General features: G+C 60.7%; 13 protein-coding genes. 2 read left to right on the forward strand and 11 right to left on the reverse strand.

The features are described 5' to 3' along the window. Positions 1 to 213: 213 nt before the first annotated feature. A complete protein-coding gene (locus BBF94_RS27860) occupies positions 214 to 372 on the reverse strand; it encodes a hypothetical protein (RefSeq protein ID WP_176704399.1) in 159 nt (52 codons plus the stop codon). On the opposite strand from BBF94_RS27860, the gene BBF94_RS01505 reads away from it, so the two are divergent. Beyond that, positions 371 to 1,216: a site-specific integrase gene (locus BBF94_RS01505; RefSeq protein ID WP_225875027.1), complete on the forward strand. Its 846-nt coding sequence runs from the start codon at positions 371 to 373 to the stop codon at positions 1,214 to 1,216. The two genes, BBF94_RS27860 and BBF94_RS01505, sit on opposite strands and share 2 nt — an antisense overlap. Positions 1,217 to 1,223: 7 nt before the next feature. Here BBF94_RS01505 and BBF94_RS01510 read toward each other — a convergent pair whose 3' ends face one another. From BBF94_RS01510 to pmrG, 6 genes are all read right to left on the reverse strand, one after another. Beyond that, a complete protein-coding gene (locus BBF94_RS01510; protein ID WP_065257290.1) occupies positions 1,224 to 2,282 on the reverse strand; it encodes an ABC transporter ATP-binding protein in 1,059 nt (352 codons plus the stop codon). Then, complete coding sequence (locus tag BBF94_RS01515; RefSeq protein ID WP_065257394.1) at positions 2,279 to 3,874, reverse strand: ABC transporter permease; 1,596 nt, start codon at positions 3,872 to 3,874, stop codon at positions 2,279 to 2,281. Before BBF94_RS01515 ends, BBF94_RS01510 begins: the two co-directional genes overlap by 4 nt. Positions 3,875 to 3,877: 3 nt before the next feature. After that, a complete protein-coding gene (locus tag BBF94_RS01520) occupies positions 3,878 to 4,891 on the reverse strand; it encodes an iron ABC transporter substrate-binding protein (RefSeq protein ID WP_065257291.1) in 1,014 nt (337 codons plus the stop codon). 203 nt (positions 4,892 to 5,094) lie between these two features. Next, the gene (locus tag BBF94_RS01525) at positions 5,095 to 6,624 is read right to left on the reverse strand and encodes an ArnT family glycosyltransferase (RefSeq protein WP_065257292.1); all 1,530 of its coding nucleotides are present in this window, start codon (positions 6,622 to 6,624) and stop codon (positions 5,095 to 5,097) included. Then, on the reverse strand, positions 6,621 to 8,333 hold the full coding sequence (gene arnT, locus BBF94_RS01530; RefSeq protein ID WP_065257293.1) for a lipid IV(A) 4-amino-4-deoxy-L-arabinosyltransferase: 1,713 nt from the start codon (positions 8,331 to 8,333) through the stop codon (positions 6,621 to 6,623). The genes BBF94_RS01525 and arnT overlap by 4 nt, the downstream gene beginning before the upstream one ends. A 293-nt stretch (positions 8,334 to 8,626) precedes the next feature. Continuing rightward, positions 8,627 to 9,280, reverse strand: coding sequence for a lipopolysaccharide core heptose(II)-phosphate phosphatase PmrG (gene pmrG / locus BBF94_RS01535; protein ID WP_065257294.1), 654 nt, complete (start codon positions 9,278 to 9,280; stop codon positions 8,627 to 8,629). 326 nt (positions 9,281 to 9,606) lie between these two features. On the opposite strand from pmrG, the gene BBF94_RS01540 reads away from it, so the two are divergent. After that, positions 9,607 to 10,917 carry a sensor histidine kinase gene (locus BBF94_RS01540; protein WP_065257295.1) on the forward strand — a complete coding sequence of 437 codons (1,311 nt, stop codon included), beginning with the start codon at positions 9,607 to 9,609 and terminating at the stop codon, positions 10,915 to 10,917. On the opposite strand, the gene BBF94_RS01545 is transcribed toward BBF94_RS01540, so the two are convergent. From BBF94_RS01545 to BBF94_RS01560, 4 genes are all read right to left on the reverse strand, one after another. Then, the gene (locus BBF94_RS01545) at positions 10,875 to 11,426 is read right to left on the reverse strand and encodes a PqiC family protein (protein ID WP_065257296.1); all 552 of its coding nucleotides are present in this window, start codon (positions 11,424 to 11,426) and stop codon (positions 10,875 to 10,877) included. The two genes, BBF94_RS01540 and BBF94_RS01545, sit on opposite strands and share 43 nt — an antisense overlap. Positions 11,427 to 11,442: 16 nt before the next feature. Next, a complete protein-coding gene (locus BBF94_RS01550; protein ID WP_065257297.1) occupies positions 11,443 to 13,098 on the reverse strand; it encodes a PqiB family protein in 1,656 nt (551 codons plus the stop codon). A 96-nt stretch (positions 13,099 to 13,194) separates the two neighbouring features. Beyond that, entirely contained in the window at positions 13,195 to 14,496 is a 1,302-nt protein-coding gene (locus BBF94_RS01555; protein ID WP_065257298.1) for an NAD(P)/FAD-dependent oxidoreductase, read from the reverse strand. Next, the gene (locus BBF94_RS01560; RefSeq protein ID WP_065257299.1) at positions 14,493 to 15,581 is read right to left on the reverse strand and encodes a polyamine ABC transporter substrate-binding protein; all 1,089 of its coding nucleotides are present in this window, start codon (positions 15,579 to 15,581) and stop codon (positions 14,493 to 14,495) included. The genes BBF94_RS01555 and BBF94_RS01560 overlap by 4 nt, the downstream gene beginning before the upstream one ends. Positions 15,582 to 15,672 lie beyond the last annotated feature (91 nt).

Below are 15,672 nucleotides of genomic sequence, written 5' to 3' on the forward strand. Positions count from 1 at the left end.
CTTGGTAAGCATGACGTCGGGGGTTGGTTGACTTTTCAGGCGTTGCCCGGCAGGTTGGGCGGTACCGACTGAGGACCTATCTGGCGTAGGTTATTCCCGATTTTGTGAAAGGAATATGAAAAACCGGTCGGCGAATCGTTTATCTGAAAGTCATACAGCCGTTGTTCAGATTTGCGCGGCTTTATCTGGAAAGTCCCATTAAAAGACTCTTCTTTACATCAAGTTCATTGCAGTAGTTAGTTGTTGTGCTGGACTGTTTTTACTCAAGGCCTTTCGTTTGAGCAGCTTATCCGTTACCCCTTCAGAATCCATCGCAAGTAACCCTTTGTCCTTGTATTTGGCGCGTTTGGCACCTTCCAGCCAACTGACCATGCGCTACGTCCTGCAGGATGCCGCTGATCGTCTGGGCTTTGAAGACATGAATGTCGAGGACATTCCGTGGCACGCCCTGCAACCGGAAGATGTCGTTGCGTTAGTCGCGGCCTTGCGTGCCGATAACTATGCTCCCAACACCTCTTCACTTTATGTAAACGCCATTCGTGGTGTCATGAACGAAGCCTGGCGCATGAGTCTGATCAGCCAGGATCATCTGTTGAAGATGCGCTCGGTCAAGGGGATTTCCGGCACGCGACTGTCACAGGGACGCAATCTGAAACGCACGTTGATCCATGAGTTGATGGAAGTCTGCGCGGCGGATCCGCGTCCGCAAGGTCTGCGGGATGCGGCGGTCATTGCGCTTTTGTATGGCACAGGCATGCGCAAGTCGGAGTCGGTGGACCTTGACCTGAACCAGGTGGATTTCGCCGAGCGCAGTCTGTGCGTCACGGCCAAGGGCAACAAACAACTGATCAAGTACGCGCCGGCCTGGGCCTTCGCCAAACTCGACGCCTGGCTGGAATTTCGCCGTTCCCAGCTCAGCGAGGGCGAAAGCGACGACGCGTTTCTGTTCAACCGTATCCGCCGTGGCAGCCATATCACCCGCGAGCGCATTACCAAGCACGCGATCTATTACATCGCTCGCCAGCGTGGAACCCAGGTCGGGGTGAAAATCATGCCCCACGATTTCCGGCGTTCGTTCATCACCCGGGTGATCGAAGAGCACGATCTGTCGATTGCCCAGAAACTGGCGCACCACAGCAACATCCAGACCACGGCCAACTACGACGTGCGCGACGACAATGAACGGCGTCGCGCCGTGGACCGTTTCGACCTGTAGTCGAGCGTCACGACACCTCGAAGACGTGGGCCGCTCCCAGAATCGACAGCTGCACCGCGCTGCCGGCGGGTGGCGCGTGCATTCCGGAACTGCGCACCAGCAACGAGCGGCCCGATGATTCGCCGGCTCCGGCAAGCAATTCGACGGTCAACGTGCAGGTATTGCCGCCGAAATCGCGCTCGGTGACCACGGCATTGCAGCCTTGCGGGTTTTCGGGATGATCGGACAGCAACAGTTGTTCCGGGCGCAGCATGATGTGCGCCGGACCGGCAAACCCGTTGGTGTTCACCGCCACCCGACCCAGATCGCAATGGGCCCAGCCAGCCTCGATCCGCGCCGGCATGACCACTGCTTCGCCAAGGAAACGCGCAGTCTGCTCGTCGTCAGGGTAACGATACAGATCCATCGGATGCCCCGACTGCACCAGGCGTCCTTCTCGCATCACCGCCAACTGGTCGGCGAATGACAGCGCCTCACTTTGATCGTGAGTGACCAGAATCGTGGTTACGCCAGCGGATTCCAGCAATCGGGCGACCATTTTGCGCATGTCGGCGCGCAGGCCGGTGTCAAGGGCGGAAAAGGGTTCGTCCAGCAACATCAGGCGCGGTTGCTGGGCCAGCGCCCGGGCGAGGGCGACCCGTTGCTGCTGGCCGCCGGACAATTCATGGGGCCAGCGGCCGGCCATGTTGGCGTTCAATGCAACGCTGTCCATCAGCGACTGGATGCGCTCGGTTCTGGCACTGCCAGTGACGGCGAGCCCGAAGCCGATGTTGTCGGCGACGCTCATGTGCGGAAACAGTGCGCCGTCCTGCGGCACGTAGCCGATCTGGCGCTGATAGGCGGGTACGGCATGGCTGCTGTCCACCAGGGTCTGGCCGTTGAGCGTCAGGCTGCCGGCATCGGGAAATTCGAAGCCGGCGATCATCCGCAGCAGCGTGGTCTTGCCCGATCCGGACGGACCGACGATGACCGTGCGGCTGCCGGTGGGGACGGACAGGTTGATGGTGTCCAGCGCCGTTTGTGCGCCGAAGGATTTGCTGAGATTGATGATGTCGAGAGCGTTCATCGGCCGGCACTGCGCCTGGATTGTTGATAGAGAATGGCCGTGAGCGGCAGCGAAAGCACGACCATCAGCAGCGCATAAGGCGCAGCGGCGGCGTAGTCGATTTCACTGGTCATGGCCCAGAAACCGGTGGCCAGGGTGCGCGTGCCGTTGGGCGCGAGCAACAGGGTCGCGGTCAGTTCGTTGGTGATCGCCAGGAACACCAGCGCGGCACCTGCCGCCGCACCGGGTGCGGCCAGGCGCAAGGTGATCAGCCACAAGGCGCGCAGCGGCGAGCGACCGAGGCTTTGCGCGATGTTCTCCAGCTCTACCGGCGCCTGGGCGAAACCGGCACGCAGGCTGACCAGCGCCCGTGGCAGGAACATCAGCAGGTACGCCAGCAGCACGGTGAGGGTGGTCTGGTAGATTGGCCGCGCGAAGTGGATCGTCACGGTGACCAGCGCCAGAGCCACGACAATGCCCGGCAGTGAACTGGTGATGTAGTTGCAGCCTTCGAGCAGGCGCTGCAACTTGCCGGGGGCGCGAATCGACAGCCAGGCAATTGGAATCGCCGCGAGGCTGGTCAACAGCGCACCGGCCACGCCGAACGACAGGGTCTGGAGCAGCGCGGGCAGCAGTTCTTCGCCTTGCCAGACGTCGGCGCCGCCAGCGATCAGCCATCGGCCCAGCGTAAGCATCGGGACGCCGAGGGCCAGCAGGCAAGTCAGGATTTGCAGGCAAAGACCCAGCGTTGCGATGCCGGATGTGAGGCGCACCGTCCGCTGCTCCCGGGCGCTGCCGGAACCGACCCGGGCATAACGGGCATGGCCGCGGGCGCTGGATTCGGCGGTCAGCATCGCCAGACAGCACAACGCCAGAACACTGGCGAGCATATTGGCGGCCGGGCCGTTAAAGGTGGATTTGAACTGGTCGAAAATGGCCGTGGTAAACGTGTCGAAACGGATCATTGCGTACAGACCGTATTCGGCCAGCAAGTGCAGGCCCACCAACAGCGCACCGCCACAGATCGCCAGACGCAATTGCGGCAGCACCACCCGGAAGAACACGGCCCACGGTTTGAGACCGAGGGATTCGGCCACGTCTTCTATCGCCGGGTCGAGACGCCGCAATGTCGCCGCGATCGGCAGATAAAGGAACGGGAAATAGGCGATCACCGACACCAGCACGCCGGCCGGCAGTCCGTTGATCGACGGAACCAGACTCACCCACGCATAGCTGTGCACGAACGCCGGCACCGCCAGCGGCGCGACCGCCAGCACTGACCACATTCGCCGTCCCGGCAGGTCGGTGCGTTCGGTGAGCCAGGCCAGAGTGACGCCCAGCACAATGCAGATCGGCAGGGTGATCAATACCAACAGCAAGGTGTTGATCAGCAGTTCGGCGACCCGTGGACGAAAGATCATGGCCTCGATCGTCGCCCAGCCGGTGTACCACGACACGCCGATGACAAATGCAATCGGCAGCAGTGACAGCAGCGAAACGCCTATCGCCAGTACGACCACCCACGGACTCCCGCGCCCGTTGAGGGCGCGGGTTCTGCGTGGCAACTTGGCGGGGGACGCCGCAGCGATCCCCGCCGGTAGAGTTTCAGGCATCAATTAAAGCAGTCCCGCCTGAGTCATCAGTTCGACGGCTTTCTTGCTGTCGAGCTTCGACGCATCGACTTTGGGCGCGTCAAGATCCTTCAACGGCACCAGTTTCGGGTTGGAAGCCGCGTCCTTGCCCACGGCGTATTCAAAGGAGTTGCCGGTGCGCAACACGTCCTGACCTTCCTTGCCGGTAATGTACTGGAGGAATTTCTGCGCTTCTTCCTGGTGTTTGCTGGACTTCAGCACGCCACCACCGGAGATGCTCACGAACGCGCCCGGGTCCTGATGCTTGAAGTAGTGCAGGGCGGTGTTCTTGCTGTTTTCGCCGGTCTTGGACTGATCGACGAAAGCGTAATAGTGATAGATCACGCCGCTGTCCACCTGGCCGGCGTTCACCGCTTTGAGCACCGAGCTGTTGCCACGGTAGGCGGTGAAGTTGGTTTTCATGCCCTTGAGCCATTCCAGAGTGGCCGCTTCGCCTTTCTGCTCCAGCACGGCGGCGACGATGGCCTGGAAGTCGGCCCCGGCAGGGGAGGCGGCCCAGCGACCTTTCCATGCCGGGCTCGCCAGATCCATCAGGGATTTTGGCAGATCCTTCTCCGGCAATTTGGCCGGGTTGTAGACGAATACCGTGGAGCGAGCGGCGATGCCGACCCATTGGCCATGGGCCGGACGATAGGCCGAACCCACTTGTTCAAGCGTGGCCGGTGCCACCGGGGCGAACAGTTTGGCATTGTCCACCAGCACCATGGCCGGGGAGTTTTCCGTCAGGAACACGTCCGCCGGGGATGCCGCGCCTTCCTGCACCAGCTGATTACCCATTTCCGTGTCGTCGCCGTTGCGGATCGTGACCGGGATCCCGGTTTCTTCGGTGAAGCCGGCAACCCAGGCCTTGGTCAGGGTTTCGTGCTGGGCGTTGTAGACCACGATGCCGACGGAATCGGCGGCAAACACCTGGCCGGCTGCCAGCAGCGCGGTCGCCAGAACAGCGTGCTTGAAAAAGTACGGAACGGATGGACTCATGACGGAGCAGCTCCTGTTTTTTTAGACGTTATGGGCGAGCATTCGCCGGAAAGCTTCAATGCGAATGATTTGCATATGTTGGCTGGCTGGCAATGTAGAGAGGCAAATGAGAAAAAAACGTCAAACAAACCGTTAATACATGTCATTGCCATTCAGGTTAGCAGTCACTGCGCGGGAACGCCGGGCGAACCCGGCGTTGTCTTTCAGGAGTCTTTGGGGAGGTAAGCGACGCTTTGATCCTCGCGGCCATGGAAAACCTGTTCGCCGCGGGTCGGGGTGGTCGTGATGATTTGATGATCGCGACCGAGCCGAGAAAGGGGAACAGGATCGCCGGTGCGGTACTGAGCGACAAAGATCGTCCGTTGCGGATTCCAATGCCGTCCGCTGGTGCGTTCCAGCCATTCGAACATCGCCGCCGCGTCGCCATCACGAGGGAAATCACGGGTTTCCGGCACGTAGTAGAACGGCTCACCACCAGTCTGCAGGTACATCGGAACCTTGTTGTCCACCTCGACCATGACGAAGTGCCATTGACTCAACGGCGCCTTTTGGCTGGCTTGCAGGCGCACGGTTTCGCCGAAACGGATCGCACCGCCTCCGCTGTTGGTCCAGGGGTAGAGCACACCGAGGATGCCCAGCAGCAACACCGTGGTCACGGCGAAACCGATTTTCAGGCCGCGCCCGCCAAACGGGCTCACGGCATTGCGAGCGGCCATGCGCCGGGTGATCCACCAGGCTCCAAGCAATTGTGCGAACGGCACCAGCGGCAGCACGTAATAACTGCGCCGGCTACCGCTGGCGGTGAAGAACAGCATCAACAACCCCAGGCCCTGTATCAGCCAGCGGGTGTCCGGTTCGATGTGTTTCCAGTTCCGCGCCGCCACCCACAGCGCGATGATCCAGCACGGCGCCCAGGGCAGGGTGTAGACCGGCAGGTACAGCAAATAGGTGTAGATCGGGCCGATGTTGTCGAACGGCTGGAAAAACCGCACGACGTTTTCCCGCAACACCAGCCCCAGCCCGCTTTCCCCGTAGTTCGGCGCGCCGTAGAGGTGCGACAGCAGGAATGGCGTCATGTAGAGCGCCCCGGCAATCACCAGCGCCGCGAGCAGGCGCAGGTTCAGATGACGCTTCCAGCGGCCTTCATTCAGCAGGTGCGGCAGCAGCACCAGCCCGGGCAGGACGAAACCGATCAGGCCTTTGAACAATGACGTCAGCGACAGCAACACGCAGAACACCAGGTAGCGCGAAAACCGCGTGTCCTCCGGCCCGCGCCAGTACCACCAGACCGCTGCCAGCACGCCGCACACCGTGAGGATGTCGGCTGTGGCCACCCGCGCCCAGAACACGAAATAGAAGGTGGTGGCCAGCATCCAGCCGGCGATCAGGCCCGTGCCTTTGCGAAACAACTGCTCGCCCAGCAGATACACCAACCAGACGCTGAGCCAAGCGGACACCACCGAAGACAGGCGCAGCGACCAGTGATCCAGACTGCCGGTCAACCAGGCGGTCGCGGTGATCAGCCAGTACGACAAAAGCGGCTTGTCGTAATAGGGATCGCCCTTGAGGTACGGGTCGAAGTAATCGCCGCTCTGCATCATCTGCAACGCGATGTTGGCCCAACGGGTTTCCGCGCCCCAGAGTTCGCGACTGCCCAGACCGAGCAGCAACATCAGGGCGCTGGCCGCCAGCAGGAGCAGCAGGGCGCCCCGGTCGCTATTGCGCAGGGTCATGGCTGGCGCTGCGGGAAGATGAAGATCTGCAGGTTGCCGCGACGATAGTGCTTGCCGTCTACCGGCAGCAATTCGACTTCCTGCTCTTCCTGCGTGCTGTTGACCCGCAAGACCACACCCACTGCGCCTTTTTTCCGGGCTTCGGTCATCCATTGACCGACGTTTTCCATGGTGACTTTACGGGCCTCCATGGCCGGATCGTCCAGGCCGTACTTCAGTTCACCGATGGTGTTGTAAAGGTCTACCTGCGGACGTTTCAGTCGCCATGCCAGCGCCGAGGCAGCGCCCAGGTCGTTGCTCAGCAGGGATGCGGTTTCACTGAGTTCCTGTTGATGTTCGGCAATGAACTGATCAGGCATCTTGCTGTTGACGATCTGCCCCGGCATGGCCGCCGGCAGCAACGCCACCAGCAGACCGATACCCAGCGCCGGCATCGCCCACAGCGTCAGCGGACGCAGCACTTGCAGGGCATTCACGATGATCCAGCCCACCAGCACGATATAGGCCAGTGAAAGGCTGAACATCTCGGTGTTTTCGTAGATTTCCTTCGTCGCTTGCAGATAGAGCAGTGCCACCAGCGCAGCACTGGCAATGACGGTGTTGATCACGCCGTTCAGGCGCAGGGCGCGGCCACTGTTTTGATCCAGCCAGTTGATCACGGTCTGTCCCATCAGCAGGGCGACCGGAAGCAGGCACGGCATGATGTAGGTCGGCAACTTGCCGCTGCTCAGGCTGAAAAACGCCAATGGCAACAGGAACCACAATGCCAGGTAGGCGGTTTTTGCATCACGCTTTTCACGCCACATGCGCAGCAACGTCGAAGGCAGCAGCAGGGCCCACGGCAGGGTCGAGGCGAACAGCAGCGGCAGGTAGAACCACCATGGACGGGCGTGTTGCGCCGCATCGCCGGCGGCAAAGCGGCGGATGTGTTCGTGCCAGAAGAAGAAACGCCAGAAGTCAGGCTCGCGGTAATGAACAGCCAGTACCCATGGCAGGCTGACGAGGGTGCAGACCACCACCGCGACCAGCCCATAACGCACCAGTTCGCCGAAGCGACGCTGCCAGATCATGTAAGGCAGAGCGATCAGCACCGGCAGCAGCAGGGCCAGAAACCCTTTGGTCATCAGGCCCATGCCGCATGCGACACCGAGCAGCACCCAGCCGCCCAGACGAGCGCGAGGCGTCTGGCTGTCGATCGCAAACCACACGGCGACCATGCTCAGGTTGACCCACAAAGTGAACTGCGGATCGAGGTTGGCGTAGCCGGCCTGACCGGCAATCAGCCCGAAGCTCATATAAAGCAGGGCGCTGGCGGCACTGATTCGCGGGTTGTTCCACAACCGGCGTGCCATCAGGTAGGTCAGCCAGACGCTGGCACCGGTGCTGAGCGCCGACGCAATGCGCACGCCGAACAGGTTGTCGCCGAAGATCGCCTGGCCGATCGCAATCATCCAGTAGCCGGCAATCGGCTTTTCGAAATAGCGGATGCCCATGAAATGCGGTGCGACCCAGTTGCCGCTGAGCAGCATTTCCTGGCTGATCTGGCCGTAGCGGGTTTCATCGGGGATCCACAGGCCGTGGGTCATCAGCGGCAACAGATAAAACACCACGAAGCCCAGAATCAGACCGGGAATGGCCCAGCGTTCGAAGGTCGTGGCGGGGGAAAAATGACGGGCAGCGTGGCGCAGCGGGTTGTTTTCAGACGTCATGACAAAGCCTTGGTGCCAAACGAAGTTCTTGTGTCGATGGCCTGCCCGGCGCGTTCCTGAGCGGGCGGGTCATCGTGTTGAATGAATGCAGGTGTGCGATCGGGCGACGGGCATTTCCTGTATCCAGAGAACTGCCAAACCTCCAGGCTGGAGTTCTCGCACTATAGCCAAGCTTAAAAAAAACGGTTGTCCAGTAAATCGGGGGCAGATACATGTTTCATTACAAATTAATGAAGTCCGTACTTGGCTAGTTGAAAAAAACGCAACCTTGCCGGCCCGCCCCAACTAAAGCATTAATGACTATTGAATTGCGACCAGGCATCGGCATTCATGATGCCCAGTACTTTAAGTTGCCCTTTGTCATCGATGCGGGCAAATAAAGTACTGCCGTATTCGGCGGCGACGGCGTGAGGAAAACCGGTCTGTTTTTCAAAATCGCTGATGCAGCCACTGTGGGTCACCAGCACCAGATTACGCTTGGCAACCTTGTGCGCCACCACGTCGTTGCGCAGCGAAGAACCACAGGATTCGAGCCAGGTCTGGGCGGTAGCGTCCTGACCGAACATGGCACGGGCCGTCTGCTCGGTACGGGTCAGCGGGCTGGTAAACACCTGTGCCTGCTGCATGCCCAGGCCCATGAAGCCTTTGCCCACCTGCACTGCAGCGTCATTGCCGACCTGAGTGATGCCATCGGCCGGGCCCATGCAAAGGTTACCGGAGCGGTCGCAACGTTCGGCATGACGCACCAGCGCCACGACTTCGCCAGCCTGCCAGGCCCGGGTCCAGTCGGCGCGTGCGGCCTTGCCGGCCTGACCAAGATCCATGGGCGAACGGGTCACCCAGACGAAACCACTGACCAGTGCAATCGCGGCTACTACGCCGATGCCGGTCAACAGTTTTCCAAGTCCAGACGTGCGGCGCTGTTTATATGTCGCAGTTAATTGCATCTGTCGCTCCACGGCATGCCCCTTGACGTCGCAGGCGAGTTGGGCCGGCGATTTAACCAACTTTTATAGTTATGTACTTGAATAATGGCTGAACATTACGTTCATGCACGTCGGGGGGTAGTGAAGAACATGTGAAAATTTCGCGAGCGTCGAAAAGTCGCAACTAATCGGGTGTTTGATAACCAGACTCAAATACCCTTTTTTTGCCGGCCAGTCTTAACAAATGTTCATGTTTGCGGTGAAGCTGCGCAGGTTCGGTCAATGTCGCGGTCTTCGCCTGTTCTTGACCGTGAAGTCTGCAATCAGCCGTGGAGTCATCGACCCGAATGGATCTCAAGCAAAGCCTGACGAAACGGATCGTCATCGTGTTCGCTTTGATGAGTGCCCTGGTGGCCGGGGTCTTTGCGCTGGGCATCGTGGCCGCCGTTCATGTGGTCGAACACAGGCTGGCCAGCAGCTCCCTGAGTGGCGGTCTGCACCGCTTGCTGGCGATGGAAGACATTGATCGCTGGAGTCATCAACCGGAGAAAGGCGAACTGTTTTTCTTCGAAGGAGGACCCGGTCCCATGGCCCTCATTCCTTCGCTGGCGGCACTTTTGCCCGGTTTTCAGGAAATCCGTTTCAATGGCGATGACTTCTTCGCCATGGTCGAAGTAGTCGGCGGGCGCAAATATGTGTTGTTGCGCGATCAGGAAAGCCTCGAACAGCGTGAGCGGCTGTTGTTCATCGTGGTGACCGTGGGTGTCGTCCTGAGCATACTGCTGGCGCTCGTGCTCGGCCGATTGCTGGCGCGGCGGGTCATGGCGCCGGTCATTCGTCTGGCGCGTCAGGTGCGCCACCGCGATCAACTGCTGGTTCTGGCGCCGCCGTTGCACCCGGATTATGCAGCCGATGAAGTGGGGGAACTGGCGCTTTCGTTCGACCAGACCTTGGGGCGCCTGCGTGAAACCCTGAGCCGCGAAAAGCTCTTCACCAGTGACGTCAGCCATGAACTGCGCACGCCGTTGATGGTGCTGTGCGGTGCCTGCGAGTTGCTGCTGGCCAACCCGTCGCTGGATGCCCGCTCCACTGCGCAGGTCAACCGTATCGCCCGGGCCAGCCACGAGATGCGGCAACTGGTCGATACCTTTCTGATGCTCGCCCGCGCGCAGGACGATACCGGCAACGATCGCTGTGTGACACTCAAGGAAGTGGCGGACGCCCAGGCGGAAATCTGGGGCCGGTTGATCCGGGAAAAAGGTCTGGCGTTTTTCTACGAGGTGCATCAGCCGTGCCCGGAACGCTTCAACCTGACGTTCCTGCAATCGGTGATGGGCAACCTGTTGCGCAATGCCTGGCATTACACCGATCACGGGTTTGTCCGGCTGACCCTGACCTCCAACGGTTTTGTGGTGGAGGACAGCGGCATCGGCATTCCAGAAGAGCAGCGTCATACCGTGTTCCAGCCGTTCGTACGCGGCGACGAGGGGCGGGGAGAGGGCCTTGGTCTGGGGTTGTCACTCGTGCAGCGGATCTGCAAGCGCCAGCACTGGCGGGTGCATTTGAGCAGCGGCCAGTCCAGTGGCAGCCGCTTCAGCGTGGAATTGAAACCGGCTCAGGATGAGGATGGACAGCCCCGCATTTCACCGGCGGCCTGACGGATCAGCGCGGCGAGGCGTTTGACGTTGTTCTGCTGAGCGATCACCAGATCGTCGATGCTCCCTCCGGACGGGGTCTGCAGGATCGAGCGGCAGGTCATCAAACCGGTGTCGCCCGCATTGGCCGGGCGCAGACGCCATTTCACGTCCATCAGCCCGTATTGTCCGGGCACCGAATCGAAGCGTTGCACATCAATGCGCACCGACGTCTTGTGCGCAACGCCCGCATTGCTCAGTTGATCCACCAGCGCACTGCGCAGCTCGTCGCTCAGGCTCGCCGCCCACCACTGGGTTTCGAGAATCGCCAGCCCGCTGTTGCCCTGACGGATAACGATTTGCGGGCGGTCAACCTGGGGCGGCACGCTGATGCTTTCAATTGCGATGTCCTGCCCTGATCGTCCGGGCGTCGGTTGTGCCGGGGTCAAGGTGTGGAAGCTGATCGGGTCACTGCGACACGCACCCAGCAGCAGGCACGCAGCGAGCACGGTGAACTTCAGCGGTAAAGCCATGGCAAGGCTCCTGTGCTCAATTGCGCGGCGGTCCCTTGAGATCCAGCGGCGCAGCGTTGTCGGGGCGACCGCGAATCAGCGATTCCGGATGGCGACCGAGGTAATCCGACAGTTCACGCAACGAGCGCGACATGCGCCCGAGTTCGTCGAGGGTCTGGGTGAGCTTTTCCCGCTGCGGCGAATCTTCGGCCAGGGTCGAATTGGCCGATTGCAGGGTCTTGCTGACGTCGGCCAGGGTGTTTTGCACGCTCGGCAGGGTCTTGGCATTGAACTGGGTCAGGCTTTTGCGCAATTCCACGAGGTTGCCGTCCAGATTGCCGGCAATACGCTCCACTGGCAGTTTGTTGAGCTTGTCGACCATGGCTTCGAGTTTTTCCTGCAACTGTTCGAGGCTGCCGGGAATGGTCGGAATGACAATCGGGCGAGCGGTCGGGTCAAACGCGACCTTTTCGGCCTTGGGGAAGAAATCCAGCGCGATGTACAGCTGACCGGTCAAGAGGTTGCCGCTACGGGCCTGGGCGCGCAGGCCGTTGTCGACGAACGTGCCGATCAGGCGTACAGCGGCCGCTTCGTCATCCGGATTGTGATTGAGCACCTTGAGCATTTTTTCGTGGGCCCGGCCGAGGCGTTGCGGGTAGATCACGATGCCGACACTCACCGGGAAGCTGCGTTTCTTCTCGTCGTAGTCCAGGTTGACGCTCACCACCCGGCCGATTTCCATACCGAGGAATTCCACCGGCGCATCGACCTTGAGGCCGCGCATCGACTGATCGAAACGCAGGCTCAGGTACTGCGGCTTGCCGGCAGGCGGGGCGAGGGCGGTCTGCTGGTCTTCGAACAGGTCGAACGTCTTTTCTTCGGCGGCGGCGACGTCGTTGGGACTGTAGTCCGGAGCGCGAAACGCGATGCCGCCGATCAGCAAGGTTGAAAGCGATTCGGTTTTCACGGCAAAGCCATTGGCGCCGACATTGACGTCAATGCCGCTGGCATTCCAGAAACGGGTGTTTTCGGTGACGAAGGCATCGTTCGGCGCATGAATGAACACTTCGATATTCACCCCTTTGCCATCGCCATCCAGGGCATAGGCCACCACCTGACCGACCGGGATCTTGCGGTAATAGACCGGTGAACCGATATCCAGCGACCCCAGGTCCTGGGTGTGCAGGTTGAAGCGTTTGCCCGGCTCGCCGTAGGTGATCGGTGGCGGGTTTTCCAGGCCCTTGAAGTATTTGGCGCGTGAACCTGACTGGCCGATGTCGGCACCGATGTAGTCGCCGGACAGCAACGTGTCGATGCCCGAAACGCCACCGGCACCGATGCGAGGGCGCACCACCCAGAATTTCGAGTCTTCGCGGGTAAAGGTTTCGGCCTGTTTGGCCAGTTTGATCGTGGCGTTGACGCTCTTCTGATCGTCGCTCAGCTCGACGTCCGAGACATGGCCGACCACCACGTTGCGGTATTTGACTTCGGTCTTGTTGGCGGTCAGGCCGCTGCCGGTCTTGAAGGTGACGACGATGGTCGGGCCTTCCTGCATCAGGTTGTGCACCACCAGCGAAATGCCCACCAGCACCGCGACAATCGGCACGATCCACACCAGCGAAATGCTGAAACGCCGAGTCTTGATCGGGGCCTGGCCGGGTGCCTGCGGTTTGTCGGCGGCTGACGACTCCATCCATGACCTCCAGAGTGTGTTGGGCACTGAGCGTCAGGAACGCAAAAGCACTTCATCAATATAGAAGTGCTTTGCGATAGAGCAAATCGGCCGGCCTCAGCCCAGCATTTCCCGCAGGCGATACCAGAACATCCCCAGTGCCAGCAGCGGCGAGCGCAACGCAGGGCCGCCCGGGAACGTCATGTGCGGCACGCCGCTGAACACGTCCATGCCCTGACTGTGACCGGCATGAATCGCTTCGCCCAGCAGCTTTGCGCACCAGTGCGTGACGTTCAGGCCATGTCCGGAATACCCCTGGGCGTAGAACACGTTCGGGTGCTGTTTGAGTCGCCCGACCTGCGGGAAGCGATTGGCGGTGATGCCGATCTTGCCGCCCCATTGATAGTCGATGCGTACATCCGCCAGCTGCGGGAAAACCTTGAGCATTTTCGGTCGCATGTAGGCAGCGATGTCCGACGGATCCCGACCGGAATAATGGCAGGCACCGCCGAACAACAGCCGGCGGTCTGCCGAGAGCCGGTAATAGTCGAGGCCGACTTTCTGGTCGCAGAGCGCCAGGTTTTGCGGGATCAGTTGGTCGGCCCGCGCCTTCGACAACGGTTCGGTGGCGATGATGTAGCTGCCCGCCGGCAGGACTTTGCCGCTGAGCCGTTGCTCGAGTTCATCCAGATGTGCGTTGCAACCGAGCACCAGACTGCCGGCATGCACCGTGCCCGAGGCGCAGCGCACTTGTACCGTCGCACCGTGGATGATTTCCAGCACCGGGCTCTGTTCGAAGATCCGCACGCCGAGTGATGCCGCGAGCCGGGCCTCGCCCTGAACCAGATCGAGCGGGTGCAGGTGGCCCGAACCCATGTCGATCAGACCGCCCTTATAGACACCCGAATCGACGACCTGGCGACGCATGTCTTCAGGGCTGACCAGCCGTGTTTCGTGGGCATAACCCGAAGCTGCCAGACTGTCCTGTTCAGCCTTGAATGCCTCGAATTGCGTCGGGGTGTTGGCCAGTTCACAGAAGCCCCAGCGCAGGTCGCATTCGATGCCGTTGTCTTCGATGCGTCGGCGCACCAGCTCCACCGAGTCGACGCCGGCCTGTTGCAGGTAGCGCACGCCTTCGGTGCCGACGTAGCGGGAAAAACCTTCGACTTCATGGCCAATGCCGCGGATCAACTGACCGCCATTGCGCCCGCTGGCGCCCCAGCCGATACGTCGCCCTTCGAGCAAGACCACCGAGAGGCCGCGCTGTGCCAGTTCGATGGCGGTGTTGACGCCGGTGAAACCGCCGCCGATCACGCAGACATCGACGGTCAGGTCGGCGTCCAGCGCAGGGTAGCGCGCGCTCGAACGGGCCGAAGCGGCGTAGTAGGAGCGTGTGTGTTCCTGGGTGTACTGATTCATTTGTTCGACTTCACTTTGCTCCAGGAACGGGTCATCAGACGCATGATCGACTGGGGCGGGGTGGTGGAAATATAGAGCTTGTCGAGCACCTCCTGAGGCGGATACACCTCTGGATTGCTGACCAGTGCCACATCCATGTATGGCTTGGCCGCAGGGTTCGGGTTGGCGTAACCGACCTGGGCGCTGACTTTGGCAATCACTTGCGGATCGAGCAGGTAGTTGATGAACGCGTGAGCCTCTTGGGTGTTGGTCGCGTCGGCCGGAATGGCCAGCAGGTCGAACCACAGGTTCGCGCCTTCCTTGGGAATCGCGTAGGCAATGTTCACGCCGTTCTTCGCTTCCCTGGCGCGGTTGGCGGCCTGAAACACGTCGCCGGAATAACCGAACGCCACGCAGATGTCGCCGTTGGCCAGGTCGGTCACGTATTTCGAGGAATGGAAGTAGGTGATGTACGGGCGGATGCTCAAAAGCTTGGCCTCGGCCTTCTTGAAGTCCTCCGGGTTCTCGCTGCGCGGGTCCATGCCCATGTAGTTGAGAATCGCCGGGAACACTTCGTCCGCCGAGTCCATCATCGACACGCCGCACTGGGTGAGTTTTTTCAGGTTCTCCGGTTCGAACAGCACCGCCCAGGAATCGATGTGGTCGACGCCCAGCACCTGCTTGACCTTGTCGACGTTATAGCCGATGCCGTTGGTGCCCCACAGATACGGCACTGAGTGCTGGTTGCCCGGATCGTTTTTCTCAAGCAATGCCAGCAGTTTCGGGTCGAGGTTTTTCCAGTTCGGCAGTTGCGAACGGTCCAGTTTGAGGAACGCACCTGCCTTAACCTGACGGGCGAGAAAGTGGTTGGACGGCACCACCACGTCGTAACCGGTGCGACCGGCGAGCAGTTTGCCTTCGAGGGTTTCGTTGGAGTCGAAGACGTCGTAGATCACCTTGATGCCACTGCCGGCCTGAAAGTCGGCGAGGGTGGTTTCGCCGATGTAATCGGTCCAGTTATAGACGCTGACCTGGGGCTGGGCTTGCGCACCGGCGCTGCAAGCCAAAGCCAGAGCGGCGGGGATCAGGGATTTCAACAGACGCATGGCGACACCTCTTCGAATTATTGGATTTTTCAGGTGATGGGTTGCTTCCTTGTGGGAGCGAGCTTGCTCGCGAAAGCGGTGTGTCAGTCGC

It is taken from the genome of Pseudomonas bananamidigenes, assembly GCF_001679645.1.
GTDB lineage: Bacteria > Pseudomonadota > Gammaproteobacteria > Pseudomonadales > Pseudomonadaceae > Aquipseudomonas > Aquipseudomonas bananamidigenes.

Bases quoted from the DNA above. Each gene is read 5' to 3' on its own strand.
- BBF94_RS01550 (WP_065257297.1), bottom strand. From the start codon at position 13,098: ATGGAGTCGTCAGCCGCCGACAAACCGCAGGCACCCGGCCAGGCCCCG.
- BBF94_RS01510 (WP_065257290.1), bottom strand. From the start codon at position 2,282: ATGAACGCTCTCGACATCATCAATCTCAGCAAATCCTTCGGCGCACAA.
- BBF94_RS01520 (WP_065257291.1), bottom strand. From the start codon at position 4,891: ATGAGTCCATCCGTTCCGTACTTTTTCAAGCACGCTGTTCTGGCGACC.
- BBF94_RS01545 (WP_065257296.1), bottom strand. From the start codon at position 11,426: ATGGCTTTACCGCTGAAGTTCACCGTGCTCGCTGCGTGCCTGCTGCTG.
- BBF94_RS01525 (WP_065257292.1), bottom strand. From the start codon at position 6,624: ATGACCCTGCGCAATAGCGACCGGGGCGCCCTGCTGCTCCTGCTGGCG.
- BBF94_RS01540 (WP_065257295.1), top strand. From the start codon at position 9,607: ATGGATCTCAAGCAAAGCCTGACGAAACGGATCGTCATCGTGTTCGCT.
- arnT (WP_065257293.1), bottom strand. From the start codon at position 8,333: ATGACGTCTGAAAACAACCCGCTGCGCCACGCTGCCCGTCATTTTTCC.
- pmrG (WP_065257294.1), bottom strand. From the start codon at position 9,280: ATGCAATTAACTGCGACATATAAACAGCGCCGCACGTCTGGACTTGGA.
- BBF94_RS27860 (WP_176704399.1), bottom strand. From the start codon at position 372: ATGGTCAGTTGGCTGGAAGGTGCCAAACGCGCCAAATACAAGGACAAA.
- BBF94_RS01505 (WP_225875027.1), top strand. From the start codon at position 371: ATGCGCTACGTCCTGCAGGATGCCGCTGATCGTCTGGGCTTTGAAGAC.
- BBF94_RS01560 (WP_065257299.1), bottom strand. From the start codon at position 15,581: ATGCGTCTGTTGAAATCCCTGATCCCCGCCGCTCTGGCTTTGGCTTGC.
- BBF94_RS01555 (WP_065257298.1), bottom strand. From the start codon at position 14,496: ATGAATCAGTACACCCAGGAACACACACGCTCCTACTACGCCGCTTCG.
- BBF94_RS01515 (WP_065257394.1), bottom strand. From the start codon at position 3,874: ATGCCTGAAACTCTACCGGCGGGGATCGCTGCGGCGTCCCCCGCCAAG.